The organism is Bacillus sp. cl95 (assembly GCF_900115925.1).
Taxonomy (GTDB): Bacteria; Bacillota; Bacilli; order Bacillales; family Cytobacillaceae; genus Neobacillus_A.
The window spans coordinates 260,152-282,098 of sequence record NZ_FOYF01000002.1 but is presented as its reverse complement, the minus strand read 5'-3'; the positions used below and the strand labels follow the sequence as shown (position 1 = coordinate 282,098).

Genomic DNA, 21,947 nt, shown 5'->3' with positions numbered 1-21,947 from the left:
CCCATTTGCGGCATTTGGCCCATTTGCGGCATTTGACCCATTTGCGGCTGTCCTGCGCCGAAATTCATGCCTGGAAGTTGTGGCATAAATGATGAAGATTCGTCATCAAAAGGCTGCTGCATAAATTGATTACCTGCCATCCCTGGCATCATGCCTTGCCCTTGTGGGAATTGTCCACTCATCGGCCCTGCCATAAATGGATTCGCATGATGTCCAATCGGGTAACCCCAACCTGGTCCTGGCATAACTGGTGTCACAGGTACACACTCTTGTGGCAACATCGGTTGTTCGACTCCTCCTTGTGGTGGCGCTTCTATTGGCGACTCTTTTATCGGAGCTTGATTATTTGTCAATTCCTTTAACGGCATTTCTTTCATTGGCATTTGTTTAATCGGTGCTTCCTTCATTGGCAATTCTTTCATTGGTAATTCTTTTATTGGTAATTCTTTTATCGGGGCTTCCTTAATTGGTGCTTCTTTTATTGGAGCTACTTGTTTAGGCTGTGGCTGCTGAACAGACATGTTTGTCATATTCATCATGAAATAGTTATTGATATCGATTTCTGGGATTTGTGGTAGAGGCATTTTTGGAGTGTAAGGTGCTTTTGGCGCTTCCTTAATAATTGGAGCTTCTTTAATAATTGGTGCAGTCTTCGGCGCTTCTTTTATTGGAGCTTCTTTTACAGGCATTAGTTGCTCTTTCGCAAATGAAGGAGTTTGAATTGGCATTTCCTTCTTTGCACCTAAATTGATTTTTGCGTCCGGTTTAGTTCCCGCTACTGGTGCTTCTTTCTTTACAATTCCACCTGAAGTTGGAACCTTTATTTTCATACCGGGCATGATCATATCAGGGTTACTGAGCTGGGTATTCATTTTTTTCAGCTCTTCAAAATTCACGCCGTACTTCTTGGCGATCTTCCAAAGAGTATCCCCTTTCTGTACGATATGGATTTTCACTCTGATTTCCCTCCTATGCATAAGTCTATATATAGTATGATGGTATAGGCAAATTGCTAACAGTATACAAAAAAACTTATGAATTTTTTCATTGAATTATGATTTTACAGGTAGAAAAAATAAAATCCCCCCATGATTCGGAGGGATTGAAACGCTGTTTTTACGAAAGTTCAAGCATTCTATTCAAGGCAAGAATGGCTTCCTGCGCAACATTTTCTTCTACTTTTATCTCATTATGAATTTCACCTGAAACGATTGATTCTAAACACCATGCCAAATGCGGTAAATCGATCCGATTCATCGTCAAGCACGGACACATGTGTGGATTCAAGGAAACAATTTTCTTATCCGGATGATCCTTGATGATTCTCTGTACGAGGTTCATTTCTGTTCCGATAGCCCATGATGAACCTTTGGCTGATTGTTCGATCTGGTTGATGATGTAACTTGTCGATCCTGCCATATCAGCCTGCTTCACAACGTCATAGGTGCATTCCGGATGTACAATGATTTTCATTTCTGGATGATTGCTTCTAATATCCTTAATATTTTGCACTGTAAAATTCTCATGGACAGAACAATGGCCTTTCCATAAAATAATTTTTACTTTATCAAGTTCTCCATCAAATTCCAATTGATTTAAGATAGGATTCCAAACAGCCATTTCGTCTAAGCCGATTCCTAGAGTCACAGCGGTATTGCGTCCAAGATGTTGGTCGGGAAGGAATAGGATTCTTTCCTTTTGTTGAAGTGCCCAAGAAACCATTTCAGTCGCATTTGAGGAGGTAACCGTAGCGCCACCATTACGACCTACGAATGCTTTAATAGCTGCTGTAGAGTTTATATAAGTTAGTGGGATCATCGAATCGCCAAATACGTTACTCAACTCTTTCCAAGCTCTTTCGGTTTGATAAATATCAGCCATATCAGCCATTGAACAACCTGCACGCATGTCCGGCAAAATAACTTTTTGTTGATTCCCTGTCAAAATATCCGCCGTCTCCGCCATAAAATGAACGCCGCAAAAAACAATATACTCTGCATTCTTATTTTGAGCAGACAACTGGGCAAGCTTAAGCGAATCCCCAGTTGCATCGGCAAATCTAATAACTTCGTCTTTTTGATAGTGGTGTCCTGGAATAAATAAACTTTCCCCCAGTGCTTTCTTAGCGGATGACACTATTGTAATCAAATCTTCATTGCTCATTTCACGGTATCTTTCCGGAATGATGGACTTCTTTTGAGCCAATTTATCAAGCAACTTCATAATTGTTCCCCCTTAAACTAGCACTTTGGCGCTAATGTCCAATGCCTTAACTGAATGAGTCAAGAAACCAAGCGAAATATAATTCACACCAGTATCCCCATAAGTAGCGAGGTTCTCTAAGGTTATCCCGCCTGATGCTTCTGTAATAATATGACTTGGGACATGTTTAATCCATTCTTTAATGCGGTCCGGGGATTGATTGTCAAACATGATGACATCCACGCCCGCTTCAACGGCTTCTTTGACATGTTCGAGTGTTTCTGTTTCCACTTCAATCTTAACCATATGTCCCACTTCTGCTTTGATCTTTTTTACTGCTTCAAGTATGGATCCGGCAAAAGCAATGTGGTTATCCTTCAGCATGACCGCATCATATAGGCCAAAGCGATGATTGTAGCCTCCTCCAACCTTGACTGCATGTTTATCAAACATTCTTAATCCAGGTGTCGTTTTTCTTGTATCACAAATTCTCGTAGTCGACGAATGTAGTAAATTCAAAGCTTCATTTGTAGCTGTGGCAATTCCGCTCATTCTTTGAATTAGATTCAACACAACACGTTCAGCCATTAATAAGTAATGAACAGGACCAGTGATCACAGCCAAAGTTTGCCCCACTTCTACTTTATCTCCATCCTGCACGAGGCAACTAACTTTTATTTCCTCATCCATTAAACGAAAACCGTTCTGAATGATATCTTCTCCACAAAATACACCATTTTCCTTACAAATTAAGCTAACCTGCCCTAGCTGATTTTTCCCGAAAATGTATTCACTCGATAAATCCCTATCACCGATATCTTCTATATAAAATTGCTCAAGTAACGAGCGCAGTTTGAGATGGTTCATCTTGTTTTTCCTCCATGATTTTCTTTAAGGTAATTCTTTTCTTTTTCCAAAGGTCATTATTTTCAAAAGGGAAATCGGCTCTGAAGTGGCCTCCTCTGCTTTCTGTTCGCTCTAAAGCGGAGGAGGTTATCATCCATGCTGTGAGCATTGTAAAAAGACGTAATTTATCCCCATCATTTAAACCATCTAAATTCCACTTAGAGAATTGCTTCAATTGAAATCCTTCCAACCAACTTTTCATATTTAAAAGTTCGGTCTCTGCTCTTACAATCCCAGCTAAGGACATCATATTGCATTGAATCGTTTGAAGCGATGGAAGTTGTATCGTTGTCGGCATCAATTGGGAATCCATTTTTTTTCGATAAGACTTGCTTGAAAAATTCCGTGGATGTTCATTAATCCACTTTGCGAGTTTCTTGCCGTAATATAGTCCTTCGAGCAATGAATTGCTTGCCAGTCGATTTGCACCGTGTATCCCCGTACAGGCCACTTCACCGATTGCAAAAAGTCCCTCAATCGTTGATTTGCCTACTTCGTCCACGACTACCCCACCCATTAAAAAATGGCTTCCAGGTGCTACAGGAATGAGGCCTTTTTCTAATTCAATCTCAGCCTCATTACAAAGTTTTGTAATGGTTGGGAATTTCTTATGAAAATCTTCTATATTTTTAATATCTAAGTAAACACTAACTCCGTTCCGAAGTTTCTCATAAATCGTTTGCGAAACGATGTGCCTTGGAGCCAAGTCTTTCAAAGGGTGGACTCCATCCATAATCAATGCTCCTTGTTCATCAACGAGCCGAGCCCCTTCACCCCTAACAGCTTCTGAAATGAGACCTCTCACCTTCCCGCCACTATATAGCAGGGTCGGATGAAATTGTATGAATTCCATATCTGTCAGTTCGGCACCAGCGAGATAGGCTAAAGCAAGTCCGTCTCCAGTGGCCTGGCTGCTATTGGATGAGAATTCGTATAGTTGGCCACAACCTCCCGTTGCCAATACGACATGGGGAGCAAATAAATACTCGACATTCCCTCTCATGCTGGCTTTTACTCCAACACATTCGTTCTTGTCTTCGCTCAGCAAAAGTTCATAAACGAACGATTCTTCCAGAACTTTCACATTGGACGTCAATTTAGAAATCAGGAAATCAACCATGACTTTTCCAGTTGCGTCTCCACCACTATGAACAATTCTTCTGGCACTATGTGCCCCTTCCATACCAAGCTTCAAATTCCCAGAATCATCCTTATCAAATTGACAACCCTCTGCTTGAAGTTCTTTTAATAAATCTACAGCGTCCGTCGTCATTCCGAGGACCGCCTCGTCAATGTGATGGAAACTGCCTGCTTCGAGCGTATCTATATAGTGTAGGTATGGACTATCTTCAGAAGCTAAAGGAATGGCAATGCCTCCTTGTGCCAAATAGGAATTCCCATTTCTAATTTTAGACTTTGTGAGAACTATCACATTTAATTGCTTAGAAAGCTGTACAGCTAATTGGAGCGCTGCAATACCGCTGCCAATTATTATTACATCGGCAATTTTCATTTTCACCCCTCCGACTTAACAGGTGTCTTGACACTTATATTTACACAGATTTAAACTATTGACAAGAGATTTCTATCTTAGAAGTTTAAGAAAGTTGGGGTTTACATGAAATACTTTGATTTTGCTGCGACATGCCCGCTTGATCCAGAGGCAGCAGAAACGTATATTCAAACAGCCACTCATTATTTCGGCAATACTAGCAGCCTCCATGATACGGGTGAAAATGCAAATTCCTTACTAGAACTTTGCCGTAATGAACTAGCCGAAATGATTGGCGTACTGCCTGAAGGTGTTTATTTTACAAGTGGAGGAACGGAGAGTAACTTTCTTGCATTAGAATCCATCGCAAGGGGAGCTTCAATTAAGGGAAATCACATTGTTACTGGTGCTGCAGAGCATTCTTCTGTCCATAGTGTAATGACTAGGCTAAAAAATGACGGATATGAAATTACCTTCCTGCCTTTAACTTCTAAAGGAATGATAGACCTTAACCAACTTAGAGGGGCGATGAGGGAAGATACGATTCTTGTCAGTATCCAACATGCCAATTCGGAAATTGGTACGATCCAGCCATTAAAAGAAATCAGTGCGATTTGCAAAGAAAGAAACATTTTGCTACATTCGGATTGTGTTCAGTCATTTGGAAAAATTGATCTAAAAAGCATCATCCCATATGTTGACAGTCTTTCCATTTCAGGTCATAAAGTTTATGGACCCAAAGGGATTGGCGCGGTGTACATTCATCCAGAAGTACCATGGAGCCCTCTGTTCCCAGGAAGTTCTCACGAAAACGGCTTAAGACCGGGTACCGTCAATGTGCCTGCTATCGCAGCGATGATTACGGCCATCCAACACCTTTCAGCCCAAAAAGAGGAACTCTCCTTAAGGTTCACCAATCTAAGACAATCGTTCTTACAAGCCTTGCAGCCCATAGAACCACTTCTGACCGTTCATGGTGCTGAAGATATTCACGAACAGCTCCCTTCCATACTAGGGCTAAGTATAAGAGGCTTGGAAGGTCAGTGGCTGATGCTTGAATGCAACAGGAAGGGATATGCTATTTCAACAGGCACCGCGTGTCACACAGGAATGCTAAGCCCTTCAAAAACGATGAAATCTTTGGGGTACGATGATAAGACTGCAAAAGAATTTATCCGCATTTCATTTGGTTGTTCAACAACAGAAAATGATGTAAAAAATTTAGCTAACACCATTGTGTCGATTGCCCAGGCTTCTAGTTCATTCAATTCCTTTAAAAAACCAGAAATATTATGGTAAAATAGGTTATCAACTAGAAAAAAGGGAGCGCTTAATTGATGGAAGATAAGAAGATTCTTGGAGAGGAAAGGCGAAATCTCCTTCTTCAACTTTTGAAAGACAGTAATCAGCCGATTACGGGAAGCGATCTTGCCTTAAGAACAAAGGTTAGCAGACAGGTCATTGTTGGAGACATAACCCTTTTAAAAGCCAAAAATGAGCCTATCATTGCGACAAGTCAAGGTTATATGTATTTAAAACCAAGTTCACCGGCACCCCTTTACGAAAAAACGATTGCCTGCTTCCATACTCCAGAACAAACAGAAGATGAGCTGAATATCCTTGTCGATCACGGGGTGACAGTGAAGGATGTCCGCATTGAACATCCAGTCTATGGCGATTTAACCGCCTCCATCATGGTGGCAAATCGTTTGGAAGTGAAGCAATTCATGAGCAAAGTAAACGCTACAAATGCCGCTTATCTATCCGAACTTACGGAAGGCATCCATCTTCACACGATTACAGCCAGTAATGAACAAAAACTATTAGCTGCGGAAGAAGCACTTAGAAACAAAGGATACTTAATAGAATCTTAACGTCAAAAGTACTGACCCCTCGGAGTCAGTACTTTTTAGATTGGTTAACACGTTTTTTACTGTTCAATATGAAAAGAAGGATAACTGCCAAGCACTTTGACCTTGCAGCCAAGGGCAGTAAGTTCAGCGATGGTGCCTGGAATTAATATATCGTCCATTTTCATTTCCGTGTCGACGATGAAGAAATAATTTCCTAATCCTGTTTTCATTGGTCTCGATTCAATCTTAGACAAGTTAATCTTCCTCCAAGCAAATGCGGAAAGAACTTGATGAAGTGCTCCTGGATGATCGGATGGAAGTGTAATCATTAATGAGGTCTTATAACCGGAAAACTCCACTTCTTTTGGATTAAAGCCGATGGCATTTTTAGATAGGACAACGAATCGAGTATGATTATGTTCGTAATCGTGAATATCTTTCTTCACAATAGTCAATCCGTATTCAGAAGCTGCCAATTCATTAGCAATGGCCGCACGTTTCACCTCTGGATGCTCTTTAACAAGAACTGCTGCCGCCGCAGTGGATGCGGCATTTTCACAAACTACTCCTTTAAAATGCTGATGGAGGAATTTATGGCATTGCGCGATCGCATGGGAATGGCTCAATATTTCCGTCACGTCATGCCAGTTTTCAGCATTCTGTGGGTGCACCATGAAATGCTGCCTAATCGGCGCTGTAATTTCACAAACGATTGGAAGGTCCACTTCATGAACAAGATAATCCAGCGTTACATTCACACTACCTTCCAAAGCATTTTCAATAGGCACTACAGCCATGTCCACTTCATTTCCCATGACAGCATCCATACATTCTGGAATCGATAAGAACGGTATCGTATTCATTTTGGCAAATAATTGTCTGACAGCTAATTCAGTAAATGTCCCTCGTGGACCTAAGTAACCAATCCTCAATGCTCTTCCCCCTAATTAAGACTCTCCTCTATATAAAAGAAAAAGGCCCGCAAATCAGCCTCACAATGAATGCGAGTCGTTTACGCGCCTGTGCCGAGCACTTCTACCTTTTCAACAAACTCCAATCGACGAAGATTGGTAAGCAAAGCATCAATCTCTATGTTCATGTCCCCCGTGTTAAGGGATAATGTAACGTTTGCTCTTCCTTGCAATGGAATCGTTTGATGGATAGTAAGAACATTACAGCCTGCTGATGCAACTGTACTCAAAAGCTGTGAGAGCGTTCCCGAGCGATCTTCAAGGTGAAAAAAGAGAGTGATAAGCCTTTCCTTCACAACCGTAGAAAAAGGAAAAACGGTGTCACGATATTTATAAAAAGCACTGCGGCTAAGGTCAACCTTCTGGACAGCATCCCAAACCGATTCAGCCTTTCCTCTTTCAAGCATCTCCTTAGCATCAAGCGTTTTCTTCATCGCTTCCGGAAGTACATCTTCACGCACTAAGTAGAACTTCTTATCTAATTTTTTCAATCTCATTCTTTCACCTCTTCACCCAGAAAAACTATTCCACAAACTCAAATTCAAATTCCATAAGCTTAACTGTATCCCCGTCTTTCGCGCCTTTCTTTCTGAGCGCTTCATCGACACCCATACCACGAAGCTGACGTGAGAATCTACGAACAGACTCTTCTCTAGAGAAATCAGTCATCTTAAATAATTTTTCAAGCTTATCTCCTGTAACGACAAACGTTCCATTTGGCTCTCTTGTGATGACAAAATGATCAGCATCTGCTTCATGTTTATAAAGCACACGATTTACTTCTGTGTCTGTCTCTTCTTCATCTGCAAGTAGCGGGAACTCAGGTGTTTCTTCGATTTTGTCAGCAACAGCAAATAGAAGTTCTCTTAATCCTGTCCGAGTTACAGCTGAAATTGGGAAGATAGGAAAATCTTCTGTCATTTGTTCTCTGAATTTCTTAAGATTTTCTTCTGCTTCCGGCATGTCCATTTTGTTCGCAACAATAATTTGAGGACGCTCCGTTAATCTTAAGTTGTACTCTTGAAGTTCCTTGTTGATCGTCAAGAAGTCTTCATAAGGGTCTCTGCCTTCACTTGCAGCCATATCAATAACGTGTACGATTACTCTTGTACGTTCAATATGCCTTAAGAATTGATGTCCAAGGCCTACACCTTCATGTGCACCTTCGATTAATCCTGGTAAGTCAGCAAGAACAAAACTTCTTCCGTCTTCTGTTTCCACCATTCCTAAATTTGGAACAATTGTAGTGAAGTGATACTCAGCGATCTTTGGTCTTGCTGCTGAGACAACGGAAAGCAAAGTTGATTTTCCTACACTTGGGAAACCTACTAGTCCGACGTCAGCTAATAGTTTTAATTCAAGGAGGACATTGCGCTCCTGTCCTGGTTCACCGTTTTCAGAAAGCTCTGGTGCTGGGTTGGCAGGTGTTGCGAAGCGGCAATTACCTCGGCCTCCACGTCCACCCTTTGCAATGACTGCACGTTGGCCGTGTTCAACTAAATCAGCGATTACTTCTTTCGTTTCTTCATCCATGACAACCGTTCCAGGTGGAACTTTTACAATCATGTCTTTTGCATTTTTGCCATGCATGCCTTTGGACATCCCGTGTTCTCCGCGATCCGCCTTAAAATGGCGCTTATAACGGAAATCCATTAATGTACGCAGTCCTTCTTCTACCTCAAAAATAACATCAGCACCTGTGCCGCCGTCACCGCCAGCTGGTCCACCTAGTGGCACATATTTTTCACGACGAAAAGCGACTGCACCGTTACCGCCATCTCCGCCTTTTACGTATATCTTGGTTTGATCTACAAACATTTTGTCTTCCTCCCGTCCGCATTATGTAAAGGAAACTGATGAAGCGACGAGAATCGCATTTTTACACCATTCAGCCTGAGATTGGTACAAAAATTTCAAGTGCGAGTTCCTGTTCAGAAAGTTCTCTTTGGACCATTACAAAATTTTTCTTTTTGTCATTCGCCAAAAAACCTTCTATCAGTTCTTTATTAATTATTATTCCTCTAAAATCAAAAAAGAAACGGGCTCCGTCATCACACTTTTCAATTGAGATCGATAAGTGATTCTCCTGAAAAGGTTCAATGGACTGATCGAGACAAGCGAAAAGACCCTCTGTCCAATCCGCCAACATTTCATCATCAAAATTCAAGGCTCCACATTCATGTAGAACATCAAACTCCAATTGAAACATATGTTTATCCCAATTGGCACTCAATAATAAAGCCGTCAATTTTGATGTGTTCAGATTCGTCAGCTTCGTTTCCTGTTGTGCTTCCATAATAATTTCATGGATTACTTCTTTAGCCCGCTCTATTCTGTTCAAATCAAGATTTCCCTTGATTAATTGAAGCTTATTCAGCCAATCATGGCGAGAGTGTTTTAAAACCTCAATAATTCCCCATTCTTTTTCCATGCTTGCTCTCCTACTTTACGAGTCAGTAGCCTACTTTCTGATAGTATATCAAAAAATAGCAGTATAGTAAGCAAATTTAGCCAAAAAAGAAAACTCTAACCGTTACGGTTAGAGTTTTCTAACATAGCTTAAGCTTCTTGAGCTACTGGATAAACGCTCACTTTTTTACGATCACGACCGAAACGTTCGAACTTAACTACGCCGTCGATTTTCGCGAAAAGAGTGTCGTCACCGCCACGTCCTACGTTCTCACCTGGGTAAATCTTTGTACCGCGTTGACGGTAAAGGATTGAGCCGCCAGATACGAATTGTCCGTCAGCACGCTTAGCGCCAAGGCGTTTTGCGTGTGAATCACGACCGTTACGTGTAGAACCTACTCCTTTTTTAGAAGCGAAGAACTGAAGATCTAATCTTAACATTTATTCCACCTCCTGCTTTTTGAAGGTAATTTTTATGTGCTTTCCGTAATCTTTTTCAATCGTTTGAAGCGAAACAATCATTCCTTCAAGAAGAAGTTGAACTTTTGCCTGCACATCCTCCGATAAGGTATCGGAAAAAGAGCATTTCAGAAAGCCATCTTTTCCTTGTTGAATGTCAGGTGTGTAACCCGTCAATTGAATGATGGAGTTAACCGCTCCAAACGAAACGGCAGATGCACCTGCACATACAATATCTTTGCCACGTTTGGCAAAGTCGGCATGACCGCTCATCGTAAACGATCGAATGTTCCCGGATTCAGTACGATTAAATGTAACTCGAATCATCGATTTACAAAACCTTACGCGTTGATTGCTTCGATAACAACTTTAGTGTATGGTTGACGATGACCTTGCTTTTTACGATTGTTTTTCTTAGCTTTGTACTTGAAAACAACGATTTTCTTTTGACGGCCTTGTTTTTCAACTTTAGCAGTAACCGTAGCGCCTTCAACTAGTGGGCTTCCTACTTTTACATTATCTCCGCCAACGAAAAGAACCTTGTCAAAAGTAACTGTTTCGCCTTCTTCAACGTTAAGTTTTTCAATGTAGATAGCTTGGCCAGCTTCTACCTTTACTTGCTTACCGCCAGTCTCGATAATTGCGTACATGAACTGCACCTCCTTGTTTACTCAGACTCGCCATCAACAGGTGTTCTCGCGAGATCGCATTTGCGAATCGCAAAAGCTTAATACCTGATCTGTGCGGTTGTAGCGGGTGCGCTACAAACATAACATGAAAATACTATCATATTATAAAGAAACATGTCAACAGAAATTATTCATATTAGATTGTATCCAACTTTACTTAGAGAAAACTCAACTGAATTTCTTTATGTGATAGAAAGGCTTTATGCTCGAAACAACTTCTAGATGGATGGTCAATCCTATGGCGTCTTCAAGCCTTTTTAGATGTACTCCACCTTCACCTTCAAGCAATTTCTTCACTTCCGCTGTCGTCTCGATCCAAAGCGAAGAGTAATCGGAATGTTTATTTTCCCAAAGTTCTCGTTCAAGTTGAAATGCAATGGATTCCGAACTTTGAACTCGGCCTGTCCCGTCACAAACATGACAACGCTCCGTCATCGATTCCAGTAAACTAGGCTTCGTTTTCTTTCTCGTTATTTGAAGAATGCCCAATGATGTAAAACCGAGCACTTTTGTTTGTTTCTCATCTTTTTTCAATTCCATTAACACTTTTTGCGCCACTTCTTCACGATCTTTATCGTATTTCATGTCAATGAAGTCAATTAGAACAATGCCACCAATATCCCTTAAACGAAGCTGTCTGACTGCTTCTGCTGCAGCTAACAGATTTGTCTTCTTCACAGTATCGCGTAAATCCGTTTTCCCTGAAAATTTGCCTGTATTAACATCTATTATCGTTAAGGCTTCGGTTTCATCTATCACAAGATAAGCCCCGGAATCGAGCCATACCATCCTTTTCAACGCTTTATCGATTTCGTTTTCAAGCTGAAAGGCATGAAATATGCTTTCTTTCCCGCGATAGTAAGTAAACGTAAGATTGGAATCTTGAAGTTCCATTATCTTTTGAAGCTTTTTCTTTAATTCCGGGTCATCTACAATCACTTCACCCTGTCCCATTTTAGTCATGACATCTATGAGTTCTTCTTGAAAATTATCCGTTCTGAGAAGCACTCCTGTTTTTTTCATGCCTTGCGTTTTTCTCATTATCTCGGCATATTGTTGTCGAAGTTCTTCTAACTCAGACTGTATCGTTTCATGCGTTTGATTTTCACAAGAAGTACGAAAGAGGATACCTTCATTTTCTTCTTTTACACTCGCCCCAAAATTGCGCCAACCTACATTCTTATCTTCAGGCTGAATTTTTTTGGATACTGCTACATAACGGCCATTTGGCATATATACGATATGGCTTCCTGAAAGTTCAATGATTCCCGTTAAGCGCGCACCTTTTGTACCTGCTTCATCCTTTTCGACTTGTACAAGAAGCCGTTCACCTTGATGAACGAATGATGATACCGTCTTATTTTCCTTGGTGCCTTTCTCGTTACTGGCCACCGCATAAGAAACAAGCTTATCACGGTGTAAATAAGCTTGTTTCTCTTCTCCGATATCAACAAAGACAGCGTTCATCCCCGGAAGAACCTTCGTGACAGTTCCATAATAAATATTTCCTACTAATGATTGCTGTTTGGGTTGTTCTATATATATTTTTTCAACCTTACCATTTCTTAAAAAGGCATATCGTTTTTCAGTTGCCGCGTAATTAATAATTAATGTATCCAAATTTAAGTCCTCACTTCAAGTCATTCTTACCTTTATTATATCTGAATTTCTATTTTAATGGCTCTGTAATACTTGCCTGTTGATTTCCGTTCCAGTCGCTTGCTTTCCGCTACGAATAAGCAAATTCGTCTTGGGGGCGTTCGCCGAGCCTCCTCGTCGCTATCGCTCCTGCGGGGTCTCACCTGTAACGCTCATCCCTCAGGACATTGATAATCTTCCTCGAAATAACCCACGCACGAAGAAAATGCGATAGCACAAGGAATTCTTCCTTGAATTTACATCGCACGATATTATGCGATAGCATAATGGAGGATTTTCGAGGAGTCAAGCGCCTTCCGCTCCAATCAACAAAGTGACAAAATCAACAATGAGCTTTAACAGACATTTTAATAAGAATATAGAAGATCGGCTATTTTGTCACTTACACGTTTCTCTGCAAAAAAGGCATGCAAAACTTCATTTTCATCAAGAACGCGTTTTTCATGACCTGCTTTTTCGACCACAATGGGGTGCTTACACCCTCGGTGAAACTTCTCGAGTACATTGGCAAGAAGATCTGTTTCTGCCACGATAAGAGGCTTCAATTGTTGGAGGTCGCCCTTTTTCCCATAATATCTTTCAATTAGAAATCTCATAAATACATAACGCCTTTGTTTCCATTCATGATAGAGAGAAAATGCTAAGAAGCAGATAATAATCCAGCTGTTTAAATTTGTAGGACCTCCCAATAGGGTCAAGATAACCATGAAGAAAAGCGAAATCATTGAAACATAAAGCGAAAGCCGATGAGCATCTGGAAAAGGTTTGATGCGGGAAAACAATAAGAAGACAAACTTTCCTCCATCCAATGGCCATATCGGCAATAAATTAAAAAACAAAATCATCCCATTATATTGCAAAAACAAATAAAAAAGATGTTCGGGGATCATCGCAAACTGAAAGAGAATCGTAGCTACGGCTACCATCCACACATGCTGAAAAGGACCTGCCAAAATGACAACCGCTTCTTGTTTGAGCGGACGATTTCCATGTTCGTCCATTTCTACCACCCCCCCAAAAGGAAGGAGGGAAATACTTTTGATTCTCCATGAATAAAATGATGCCGCAGCTGCATGTCCCATCTCATGGACAAATACAATGATGAGCAATAAACACAATTCCATAAAATGGGCTGTCAACACCGCAACCCCCATCACAATCCATAATAGGGGATGTATACGAATATGTTGAAGCAGGCTCATTGTTTTATTCAAAACGAATCACCGGAACTGGGTCTACAAAGTTATCATCCTTTTTTATAGCAAAGTAGAATTCTCCTTTTGTCTTGTCTTCACCTTGAGTTACCGATGCCGTTCCAACTTCCGTGCCCTTTTTTACATACTCATATAGGTTCACAGAAATATCGTCAAGATTCCCATACCAAGATTCACTTTTATCCGCGTGTTGAATGATGACCGTTTTTCCGATTCCCTCTTTCACGCTTGCAAACACGACCAGTCCTTCATTCATCGTTTCAACTGGATTGCCTTTTTCCGTTTCGATCATGATGCCTTGTCCATTTTTCTCGAAGTTTTCAAGGATTCTGCCGGATGCAGGCAAAGCGTATTCCTGTTCCGTATCCACCGTTTCCTTCTTATCACTTCCTGATAAAGGTAGTAAAGCTAGTGGTTTTCCAAACTTTCCTTCATACCACTCTGAAACTGCCGCAAATTGAAATTCCTGTCCCATCCCCTTTTTGACAAATTCCCTTGTCGTATCAAACGCGGTTGATTGATTTCGGAAAAGAATGGCAACGGCAAGGAATAAGCAAACCGAGGCTAGAATCTTGAATAGAAACACTTCTTTTTGAAAAAGAGGATGGTCATCACTGCCTGGAGCTGCCTCAAACGAAGATACTTGATTGAATCCGTATTTTTCATCATCTGCAGGCCAGTAGGAACGACTTGGATTTTTTTTGTCTGAACGCTCCCTCTCTTTTTTACGATTGGCTATTCGTTTTTTGATTTCATCCGATTTAGACATTATCCCACCAACCCTTTAAGCTCTTTTAGTAAGATTGTATGAGTTGTCCACCTCAGGTATGACTTTGTTTATAAGAAAGAGGACGAGAAGCCAAGAGATTTTTTTATAAGGCTGTTTTCATTAACTTTGTTGCTATTTAATAAATTGAAGTAGTGGTTGATTTCCGCTCCAGGATGCTCGCTTCAATCAACTAATAGGTTTACTTTCACAAAACTTATTCCAAAAAAAACCAATCTTTTAGAAAAGATCCTTTTACAAAAAGAAAAGACCGGGAATCGTTCCCAGTCTTCGTCATTTAGCGTACGCCAAAAAATTTCTTCAGTTTTGAGAAAACGCCTTTGTTATTAGCATCATCTAGCGGTTGCAATGGAATGGACTCACCAAGAATACGTCTGGCGATGTTTCGATAAGCAATTCCAGCTTTGCTATTAGGGTTAAGGGCAATCGGCTCTCCGAAATTGGAAGCCTTGATGACTTCTTCGTCATCAGCCACAATACCGATTAGTTCAATGGATAAATGTGCCGTAATATCATCCACATCAAGCATCTCACCGTTTTGCATCATATGACTGCGGATACGATTAATGACTAACTTAGGTGGCTCGACATCTTTTTCTTTCTCCAGCAGTCCAATAATACGATCCGCATCACGAACAGCCGATTTTTCCGGTGTTGTAACGACAATCGCTCGATCCGCTCCAGCAACGGCATTTTTGTATCCTTGCTCAATACCTGCAGGACAGTCGATGATGATATAATCATAATCTTGCTTCAGTTCATCTATTAATTTCTTCATTTGTTTAGGCTCTACAGCTGACTTATCTGTTGTTTGTGCAGCTGGCAACAAGTATAGCAAATCGTCAAAGCGCTTGTCCTTAACAAGTGCCTGATGAATTTTACAGCGTTCTTCGACAACGTCAACCAAGTCATAAATAATGCGATTTTCTAATCCCATGACAACATCAAGGTTACGAAGACCAATATCGGTATCTACTAAACAAACACGTTTCCCCTGTAGGGCAAGTGCTGTTCCAAGATTAGCGGAAGTTGTTGTCTTGCCAACGCCGCCCTTACCGGATGTTACTACTATCGCTTCTCCCACATTAAACGCCCCCTTCTAATCTTGTTAATTCAGGTCTTAGACGGATTAAAGCTTGCAATCTATCAACTGCAATCAGGCCGCCATGATCTATGTATGCACATTCCATATCATGTCTCTCTTCTACTTGCTCGCGATCGGGTGATCTATTAATACAGTCAGCAATCCTCAATTGCGAGGGAGTCATCACCGAGGCGGCAATGACTGCATTTTCGTTGCCATTACACCCAGCGTGCGCAATCCCCTTCAAGTTACCCATGATAAAAATATTACCACCAGCCATGACAGTGCCGCCCGGATTTACATCTCCAATCAGTAATAAATCTCCGGGAACTTCCAATACTTGTCCCGAGCGAATCATCTTTGTCACAGTAACAACTTCATTTTCCAACTTGAATTGTTCTGCTTCTGATTTGAGCATGACTTTCGATTCTATACTATCAACGACCAAATTCTTCTTTTGGCGGATCAGTGTTTTTAGTTCTTCTTGCTGAGTCGAAGTTAGATAGCGGTTTCCCACCTCTACTTTTACAGGCATGAGCGGTTTATCAGCATTTTCGCGATAACTCGCGGAAAGCTTTTCGTTCAGTTCTTTTTTTAATTCCTCATAGGAACATAAGTCATCCAGATGAAGGGTTAACCCTTCTTTTGTCCCTTTAATCGTCACGTTTTGTCGCTTTTTCATCCAGGAAATTCACCTCGGTTGTAAGAAAAGCACAAGCACCTTGTTGGTAGCTCGAGCTGCAAACAATCTATATTTGTACACAGCATTGAAATGCTATAAAAAGAATTCGACAGAAAGCGTCTAAATCCTCTTTTTTGCTTAGGTCAAAAGTACTTTTCTAATCGTTCCCCAATTCCTCTGCGAATTTTTCAAATTGTCTTTTCAAGGGGTACACTACTATGATAACAAATGCTAGATTCAACACAAGAGTTGGAAGGAAGCGAAATTGAAAAAAATCTCCAATATCCATTCTTGTGACAGAAATTAAGTAATTAAGTTCATATACCCCAAATTCGAGCAAAGATATACCGATTATGGTAACAAATATACTGATGAAGATATTCGCCTGTAAAACCTGCATCATTTTTGCAGACAAATACGAAATTAATGGAAACATGAACAGATAGATCCCGATTATTTCTGTATAAACGATATCAAACAATAATCCAAAGATGGCACCATACAAAATTCCGTATTTTCGATTACCAAAAATCGTCAACATCAGGATCGCCGTCAGAAGGAAATGCGGCACAAAGATTCGTTTGCTATCGAATAATTGACCAGGAAGAAACTGGACAAACATGCTTTCTAAAATAAAAATGAAAACAAACAAAACAGGAAGAAGGAATTTATTCACTCTGCCCTTCCTCCTTCTCTTTAACGATCTCTTCAAATTCCGGGTTAACCATTTTACGCTTAACAACCATTACATTTTCAATATCATAAAAATCAGCCCACGGCTTTACGTATGCTGTTTGGTTTAGTCCATATTGATCAGGAATGACCTTCACGACTTTACCGATTTGAAGACCTGCAGGAAACACTCCGCCAAGTCCTGATGTGATAACCTTTTGTCCCTTTTCGATTTTAGCATCGTAAGGAATTCTTTTTATTAAAAGCATTTTCTTTTCTTGATCGTAGCCATCAACGAAACCATAGGCGTTTTTATCACCTTGAACAATCGCTGAAATCGTTATTTTCGCATCGTCACTACTCATCAACTGAACCGTAGAAGTAAAAGAATTAACATTTTTGACTTTTCCAATCAATCCTTTTGAAGTGATAACTGCCATGTTCTTCTCGATATCACTGGTTTTCCCTTTATCGATAATCAACATCTCATGCCAATTATCAGGGCTTCTGCCGATAACTGTTGCTTGAAGAGGCTTGTAGTCACTAAGGCTGTCTTTTTTATCAAGGATGTCTCTCAGTTCTTCATTTTCTTTTTCTAGCTTTTGTACCCGTGATTCGAGTCTGACAAGATCATCGACTCTTGTCTTCAACTCCTCGTTTTCATGGTATGTATTTTGCAAATCTTGGAGATTTTCAAAAAAGCCTGCAACATAATTGGCAGGCTTTGAAACAAGGGATTGAACCCAGCCGGTCGTGTCTTTCACGAATTGCTCCGGCCAGGTCAAACTTTCACGTTCCCTTAGTGAAAACCCAATCAATGCCACGAGAATAATAATGCTGACAAGCAATATTATCAAACGTTTATTCAAGAAGAATTGTGGCATGATTTACACCTCTTACTTTCTTTTATTAGGGCTCTTTTCGTAAACTTTGTTGCTTTCACACCCAAAAGTAAAAATCGGCTTCTGGATTTTTACGATTTGTTATTAAATCTCGGTTCAGAAACTTCTCGAAAAGAGCTGCGAAGCCATAAATAATGCGGGGAGAGAACCTCCGAAAAGCAACATCCAATGCGAAAATAGCCTTTATTAGCGAGAATCTTTAGCTTTGTTTTTGAATAACTGGATATGATCAAGTGCTTTACCTGTTCCAATTGCTACACAATCAAGCGGGTTTTCAGCAATCAAGACGGGCATTTTAGTTTCTTCAGCGATGATTTTATCAAGATTTCTTAATAATCCTCCGCCACCAGTCAGGACAATACCACGGTCCATGATGTCTGCTGCAAGTTCAGGTGGAGTTTTTTCAAGCGTGTTCTTTACTGCATCGACAATCGCATACACCGTATCATGAAGAGCTGTAGCAATTTCCTTCGCAGTAATTTCAATTGTTTTTGGAAGACCTGTTAGTAAATCACGACCACGGATTTCCATATTTTCAATTCCTTCAGGATTACCAGCAGAACCAATTTCAACTTTGATTGTTTCAGCAGTACGGTCACCAATCATAAGATTGTAGTTTTTACGAATATAATGAATGATAGCATCGTCCATCTCATCACCCGCGATGCGGATTGACTGACTTGTCACAATCCCGCCAAGTGAAATGATTGCCACTTCTGTTGTACCGCCACCGATATCGACTACCATGCTTCCTGTTGGTTCCCAAACAGGCAGATTCGCTCCAATCGCTGCTGCGAATGGCTCTTCAATTGTATAAGCATCTCTAGCTCCTGCTTGTCTAGTAGCATCGATGACCGCACGCTCTTCAACCGCCGTTATGCCTGAAGGTACGCAAATCATGACATAGGGCTTACCAGCAAACATGCTATTATTTTTCAAAGCTTGACGAATATAATATTTCATCATTGTCGCTGTTGTTTCATAATCAGCGATTACGCCGTCCTTCATTGGTCTTAAAGCAACGACATTACCAGGCGTACGACCAATCATATTTTTCGCGTCGTTACCAACAGCAACGATGTGTTTTGTATCCGTCTGCATTGCGACTACAGATGGCTCTCTTACGACAATTCCTTTTCCTTTTACATATACAAGGGTATTGGCTGTTCCTAAATCAATACCAAGATCTCTTGTCCCAAATCCAAACATAGTTGTATCTCCCTTTCTGATACGAAATCCATAAAATCTAATTTAAGGTGTCTATTTATAAGATAGATTTTTGTTCATCATCAATTGTTTATTTGAATGAAGCACTCAAAAAATCATAAACAATATTATATCGTAACGTCAAATAAAAACATAGTGTCACAAATAACCTTTTTCCTTTAAGCTAACAAATTTATTTTCCCCGATTATCAAATGGTCAAGCAATTCAATTCCGATGATTTTCCCGCATTCTGCAAGTCTTTTTGTCACTTCAATATCCTCCCTGCTTGGGGACGGATCTCCGGAAGGATGATTATGAAGACAAATAATGGAAGCAGCAGAACGGCGGAATGCTTCTTTAAAAACCTCCCTAGGATGTACGATGGAGGCATTTAAGCTGCCTATGAAGATGGTTTGTTTATGGAGCACTTGATTCTTCGTGTTTAAGTAGAGGCACACAAAGTGTTCTTGGGAGAGAAATCGCATATCGTTCATTACGTATTTTGCCCCATCTTCTGGAGAACGAATGACATAGCGATCATCTGTCGAAAGGTTCGCCACCCTCCTACCAATTTCAACAGCAGCAAGTATTTGAATAGCTTTTGCCATTCCGATGCCATTGATGGACGTAATTTCTTCCAATGAGGCATCTTTTAAAAGCCTTAATCCTTCAAATTGGGAAAGGAGGCGATTGGAGAGCTGGAGGACAGATTCCTCCTTTGTGCCTGTTCTGAGTAAAATCGCAATGAGCTCGTGGTTGGAGAGACTTTCAGGACCGTTTTGGATAAAACGTTCCCTTGGCTTTTCATCCTGGGGAAAATCCCTGATCATTAACGTATTCATAGTCACTGTTATTCCTCCCTATTGGTAAGGGAGTTATTGACGGGTCACGAATAGGGATACTTGTAGCCAGCTTGTTGCAATTCACGTAGTGTTCTGGAAACAGGTAACCCAACTACTGCAAAATAATCGCCGGAGATTTTTTTTACCAACATACTGCCAAAGCCTTGGATTCCATAGCCCCCTGCTTTGTCAAAAGGTTCTCCGCTTTGTACATAACTTCTTATTTCCTCATCAGTTAACTCCCAAAACATTACATCTGTTTTTTCATAAAATTCAGTGTTTTTGATGGGGGACAAGATCGCTACACCTGTAAATACACTGTGGGTCTTACCAGAAAGTCTTTTCAGCATTTCAATCGCTTCAGATTCTGTTTCTGGTTTACCTAAAATCAACTCATCTGAAACGACAACGGTGTCAGATCCGATTACAAATGCATCAGGGTTTGACTCAAATACTTTTTGAGCTTTTCGTTTAGCAAGCATCTTAACTACTTCCGCTGGTGTCATTTCTGCATCGAAACTTTCATCTACGTCACTACTTGAGATTTCAAATGTGAGATGGAGGTTTTCAAGAAGTTCTTTTCGCCGTGGAGAAGAAGAGGCTAAAATGAGGCGTTGCATTTCATCACCTTACCTTACCATTCGTATTTGGGAGATACAATCTAATCGTATCAAAATTTGTCACATCAAACAATTCATAAGGTCATATATTTTTAAATAAGAAAAAAGCCTACCCTTTTAACGAAGCAGACTTCTCCCAATACATTTCCCAGAAAATAATCGGTTTATCCAATTTCTTAGGTTTATTTGTCGTTATGAATGATATAAGACCACAAAGGATAATAAGTGCTGTTGAAGCTTTTGGTAGTCACTTTCCTTTTTACTTTTTGAAAACGTCTTAGCCGCAGCTGACGCTCCCAACAATTCTTCTTTCATCCCTTTCACTTTTGCATTTCCTTTGTCATCTTTTAAGCTTGTCCATTCCTTTTCGTATTCGTCCAGCTTTGCCGTCAATTCAGCTGGCATGTCACTTGCCGTATAACTTGCAGCTACTGTTAAGCTTTGATAAAAAGAAGCAGCCGTTTCCATCACTTCTTTCTCTGAAGCATTTACATCTGCCAGCGGTCTTTCAGGAATCTCCAGAGCTTTTGCAAAAAAGTCGATATCTTTCTCTTTGTATGTAGCACCAAGCGATTTAGCATGATCAATCGAACCTGCAATTCCTAAAATAAGCAAGAACTTACCATCCTTTTCAATTATGGCAGTTGGAACACCCTTTTGCTTAGCCGCTTCAGACGCCTTTTCTGCTCCATCTTTCGTTGAATACACGCCTTCCTGAACGATAAAAGTTGAAATCGGATGCAACAGAAAAGCGGATTTACCCACCGTTTCTTTAGGTGTGTCAGAACCTCCAGTAACCGGTGTTGTTGCTGCCGTTTTCGCTGGCTCCGTTTGGTCATTAATAACGAGTTTCAACATGAGAACGCCAAGACTTGTCCCAAATAGTAGTGCAAAAAACACCGAAAACACTATCGATTTGATGTGAGTATTGTTGTTTTTCCCCCAGATCTGTTTTGGAATATTCGTTTTGTTTTTTGTCTTTTTGGCAGGTTGATTAACAATACGATATTCGGCAATTTCGTTTTGATTATCGTTTTCTGGTAAGATCCAATCAAAGCTTTCTTCAGCGGCTTCTTGTGCTGCCGCTGTTTCATTGCGTGTAAATGTTTCTAGTGGAAGGATCGTTTCTGATGATGTATCCTCCCGAAAGGGTTGTTCATTGCCATTTATTTTGATTGTGATCGTTTTTCCGTTTTGTCGCTTGTCCACCTTATTAGCTCCCTTCAAGTCGACTGATTTGCTTCATCCTATCATAGAAGCAAAAAAAAATAACAAGACTTTTGTCGTCTTGTTATTG

24 protein-coding genes and 1 other annotated feature are annotated in these 21,947 nt (G+C 40.5%); of the genes, 2 read left to right on the top strand and 22 right to left on the bottom strand.

All coding sequences use genetic code 11. The features are described from left to right. The 4 genes from safA to nadB form a co-directional block, all read right to left on the bottom strand. Positions 1-956: SafA/ExsA family spore coat assembly protein (gene safA / locus BMZ31_RS06615; RefSeq protein ID WP_254778645.1), on the bottom strand; the 956-nt coding region annotated here is incomplete at its 3' end. A gap of 160 nt (positions 957-1,116) precedes the next feature. Then, on the bottom strand, positions 1,117-2,223 hold the full coding sequence (gene nadA / locus BMZ31_RS06610; protein ID WP_090830938.1) for a quinolinate synthase NadA: 1,107 nt from the start codon (positions 2,221-2,223) through the stop codon (positions 1,117-1,119). A gap of 12 nt (positions 2,224-2,235) precedes the next feature. Continuing rightward, on the bottom strand, positions 2,236-3,069 hold the full coding sequence (gene nadC / locus BMZ31_RS06605) for a carboxylating nicotinate-nucleotide diphosphorylase (protein ID WP_090830937.1): 834 nt from the start codon (positions 3,067-3,069) through the stop codon (positions 2,236-2,238). Continuing rightward, on the bottom strand, positions 3,038-4,621 hold the full coding sequence (gene nadB, locus BMZ31_RS06600; RefSeq protein WP_090830936.1) for an L-aspartate oxidase: 1,584 nt from the start codon (positions 4,619-4,621) through the stop codon (positions 3,038-3,040). Before nadB ends, nadC begins: the two co-directional genes overlap by 32 nt. Before the next feature lie 105 nt (positions 4,622-4,726). Between nadB and BMZ31_RS06595 the strand changes: the two genes are divergently transcribed. Together BMZ31_RS06595 and BMZ31_RS06590 are read left to right on the top strand one after the other, a co-directional pair. Beyond that, positions 4,727-5,899, top strand: a complete 1,173-nt coding sequence (locus BMZ31_RS06595) for an IscS subfamily cysteine desulfurase (RefSeq protein ID WP_090830935.1) — start codon at positions 4,727-4,729, stop codon at positions 5,897-5,899. Positions 5,900-5,934: 35 nt separating this feature from the next. Further along, positions 5,935-6,474: a transcription repressor NadR gene (locus tag BMZ31_RS06590; protein ID WP_090830934.1), complete on the top strand. Its 540-nt coding sequence runs from the start codon at positions 5,935-5,937 to the stop codon at positions 6,472-6,474. A gap of 56 nt (positions 6,475-6,530) precedes the next feature. Here BMZ31_RS06590 and pheA read toward each other — a convergent pair whose 3' ends face one another. The 18 genes from pheA to BMZ31_RS06500 form a co-directional block, all read right to left on the bottom strand. Then, positions 6,531-7,385 carry a prephenate dehydratase gene (gene pheA, locus BMZ31_RS06585; protein ID WP_090830933.1) on the bottom strand — a complete coding sequence of 285 codons (855 nt, stop codon included), beginning with the start codon at positions 7,383-7,385 and terminating at the stop codon, positions 6,531-6,533. Between the two features lie 80 nt (positions 7,386-7,465). After that, complete coding sequence (locus tag BMZ31_RS06580; RefSeq protein ID WP_090830932.1) at positions 7,466-7,921, bottom strand: ACT domain-containing protein; 456 nt, start codon at positions 7,919-7,921, stop codon at positions 7,466-7,468. A gap of 25 nt (positions 7,922-7,946) precedes the next feature. Then, complete coding sequence (gene obgE, locus BMZ31_RS06575; RefSeq protein WP_090830931.1) at positions 7,947-9,242, bottom strand: GTPase ObgE; 1,296 nt, start codon at positions 9,240-9,242, stop codon at positions 7,947-7,949. A 70-nt stretch (positions 9,243-9,312) separates the two neighbouring features. After that, the gene (locus tag BMZ31_RS06570) at positions 9,313-9,855 is read right to left on the bottom strand and encodes a Spo0B C-terminal domain-containing protein (protein ID WP_090830930.1); all 543 of its coding nucleotides are present in this window, start codon (positions 9,853-9,855) and stop codon (positions 9,313-9,315) included. A 128-nt stretch (positions 9,856-9,983) separates the two neighbouring features. Then, complete coding sequence (gene rpmA, locus BMZ31_RS06565) at positions 9,984-10,274, bottom strand: 50S ribosomal protein L27 (protein WP_090830929.1); 291 nt, start codon at positions 10,272-10,274, stop codon at positions 9,984-9,986. Beyond that, positions 10,275-10,619 carry a ribosomal-processing cysteine protease Prp gene (locus BMZ31_RS06560; RefSeq protein WP_090830928.1) on the bottom strand — a complete coding sequence of 115 codons (345 nt, stop codon included), beginning with the start codon at positions 10,617-10,619 and terminating at the stop codon, positions 10,275-10,277. Positions 10,620-10,633: 14 nt separating this feature from the next. Continuing rightward, complete coding sequence (gene rplU / locus BMZ31_RS06555; protein WP_090830927.1) at positions 10,634-10,942, bottom strand: 50S ribosomal protein L21; 309 nt, start codon at positions 10,940-10,942, stop codon at positions 10,634-10,636. Between the two features lie 13 nt (positions 10,943-10,955). Then, positions 10,956-11,051 (bottom strand) — a sequence feature (ribosomal protein L21 leader region). A 98-nt stretch (positions 11,052-11,149) separates the two neighbouring features. Continuing rightward, positions 11,150-12,601 carry an Rne/Rng family ribonuclease gene (locus BMZ31_RS06550; protein ID WP_090830926.1) on the bottom strand — a complete coding sequence of 484 codons (1,452 nt, stop codon included), beginning with the start codon at positions 12,599-12,601 and terminating at the stop codon, positions 11,150-11,152. A gap of 386 nt (positions 12,602-12,987) precedes the next feature. Continuing rightward, positions 12,988-13,854, bottom strand: coding sequence for a M50 family metallopeptidase (locus BMZ31_RS06545; protein WP_090830925.1), 867 nt, complete (start codon positions 13,852-13,854; stop codon positions 12,988-12,990). Next, positions 13,847-14,623: a M23 family metallopeptidase gene (locus BMZ31_RS06540; protein WP_175478018.1), complete on the bottom strand. Its 777-nt coding sequence runs from the start codon at positions 14,621-14,623 to the stop codon at positions 13,847-13,849. Before BMZ31_RS06540 ends, BMZ31_RS06545 begins: the two co-directional genes overlap by 8 nt. Positions 14,624-14,918: 295 nt before the next feature. Continuing rightward, positions 14,919-15,725: a septum site-determining protein MinD gene (gene minD / locus BMZ31_RS06535; protein WP_090830923.1), complete on the bottom strand. Its 807-nt coding sequence runs from the start codon at positions 15,723-15,725 to the stop codon at positions 14,919-14,921. Position 15,726: 1 nt separating this feature from the next. After that, positions 15,727-16,407 carry a septum site-determining protein MinC gene (minC, locus tag BMZ31_RS06530; RefSeq protein ID WP_090830922.1) on the bottom strand — a complete coding sequence of 227 codons (681 nt, stop codon included), beginning with the start codon at positions 16,405-16,407 and terminating at the stop codon, positions 15,727-15,729. Positions 16,408-16,564: 157 nt separating this feature from the next. Continuing rightward, a complete protein-coding gene (gene mreD / locus BMZ31_RS06525) occupies positions 16,565-17,083 on the bottom strand; it encodes a rod shape-determining protein MreD (protein ID WP_090830921.1) in 519 nt (172 codons plus the stop codon). Then, complete coding sequence (mreC, locus tag BMZ31_RS06520) at positions 17,076-17,963, bottom strand: rod shape-determining protein MreC (RefSeq protein WP_090830920.1); 888 nt, start codon at positions 17,961-17,963, stop codon at positions 17,076-17,078. Before mreC ends, mreD begins: the two co-directional genes overlap by 8 nt. Positions 17,964-18,167: 204 nt before the next feature. Next, positions 18,168-19,190 carry a rod shape-determining protein gene (locus BMZ31_RS06515; RefSeq protein ID WP_090830919.1) on the bottom strand — a complete coding sequence of 341 codons (1,023 nt, stop codon included), beginning with the start codon at positions 19,188-19,190 and terminating at the stop codon, positions 18,168-18,170. A 156-nt stretch (positions 19,191-19,346) separates the two neighbouring features. After that, positions 19,347-20,030: a RadC family protein gene (radC, locus tag BMZ31_RS06510; protein WP_175478044.1), complete on the bottom strand. Its 684-nt coding sequence runs from the start codon at positions 20,028-20,030 to the stop codon at positions 19,347-19,349. Positions 20,031-20,074: 44 nt separating this feature from the next. Further along, positions 20,075-20,650 carry a Maf family protein gene (locus tag BMZ31_RS06505; RefSeq protein ID WP_090830917.1) on the bottom strand — a complete coding sequence of 192 codons (576 nt, stop codon included), beginning with the start codon at positions 20,648-20,650 and terminating at the stop codon, positions 20,075-20,077. 192 nt (positions 20,651-20,842) lie between these two features. Next, positions 20,843-21,859: a hypothetical protein gene (locus BMZ31_RS06500; protein WP_090830916.1), complete on the bottom strand. Its 1,017-nt coding sequence runs from the start codon at positions 21,857-21,859 to the stop codon at positions 20,843-20,845. Between the last annotated feature and the right edge of the window lie 88 nt (positions 21,860-21,947).

What these genes read in the sequence shown, in the direction of transcription:
- nadA (WP_090830938.1), bottom strand. Translation starts at nt 2,223, where the DNA reads ATGAAGTTGCTTGATAAATTGGCTCAAAAGAAGTCCATCATTCCGGAA.
- nadC (WP_090830937.1), bottom strand. Translation starts at nt 3,069, where the DNA reads ATGAACCATCTCAAACTGCGCTCGTTACTTGAGCAATTTTATATAGAA.
- nadB (WP_090830936.1), bottom strand. Translation starts at nt 4,621, where the DNA reads ATGAAAATTGCCGATGTAATAATAATTGGCAGCGGTATTGCAGCGCTC.
- BMZ31_RS06595 (WP_090830935.1), top strand. Translation starts at nt 4,727, where the DNA reads ATGAAATACTTTGATTTTGCTGCGACATGCCCGCTTGATCCAGAGGCA.
- BMZ31_RS06580 (WP_090830932.1), bottom strand. Translation starts at nt 7,921, where the DNA reads ATGAGATTGAAAAAATTAGATAAGAAGTTCTACTTAGTGCGTGAAGAT.
- obgE (WP_090830931.1), bottom strand. Translation starts at nt 9,242, where the DNA reads ATGTTTGTAGATCAAACCAAGATATACGTAAAAGGCGGAGATGGCGGT.
- BMZ31_RS06570 (WP_090830930.1), bottom strand. Translation starts at nt 9,855, where the DNA reads ATGGAAAAAGAATGGGGAATTATTGAGGTTTTAAAACACTCTCGCCAT.
- rpmA (WP_090830929.1), bottom strand. Translation starts at nt 10,274, where the DNA reads ATGTTAAGATTAGATCTTCAGTTCTTCGCTTCTAAAAAAGGAGTAGGT.
- BMZ31_RS06560 (WP_090830928.1), bottom strand. Translation starts at nt 10,619, where the DNA reads ATGATTCGAGTTACATTTAATCGTACTGAATCCGGGAACATTCGATCG.
- rplU (WP_090830927.1), bottom strand. Translation starts at nt 10,942, where the DNA reads ATGTACGCAATTATCGAGACTGGCGGTAAGCAAGTAAAGGTAGAAGCT.
- BMZ31_RS06540 (WP_175478018.1), bottom strand. Translation starts at nt 14,623, where the DNA reads ATGTCTAAATCGGATGAAATCAAAAAACGAATAGCCAATCGTAAAAAA.
- minC (WP_090830922.1), bottom strand. Translation starts at nt 16,407, where the DNA reads ATGAAAAAGCGACAAAACGTGACGATTAAAGGGACAAAAGAAGGGTTA.
- mreC (WP_090830920.1), bottom strand. Translation starts at nt 17,963, where the DNA reads ATGCCACAATTCTTCTTGAATAAACGTTTGATAATATTGCTTGTCAGC.
- BMZ31_RS06515 (WP_090830919.1), bottom strand. Translation starts at nt 19,190, where the DNA reads ATGTTTGGATTTGGGACAAGAGATCTTGGTATTGATTTAGGAACAGCC.
- radC (WP_175478044.1), bottom strand. Translation starts at nt 20,030, where the DNA reads ATGAATACGTTAATGATCAGGGATTTTCCCCAGGATGAAAAGCCAAGG.
- BMZ31_RS06505 (WP_090830917.1), bottom strand. Translation starts at nt 20,650, where the DNA reads ATGCAACGCCTCATTTTAGCCTCTTCTTCTCCACGGCGAAAAGAACTT.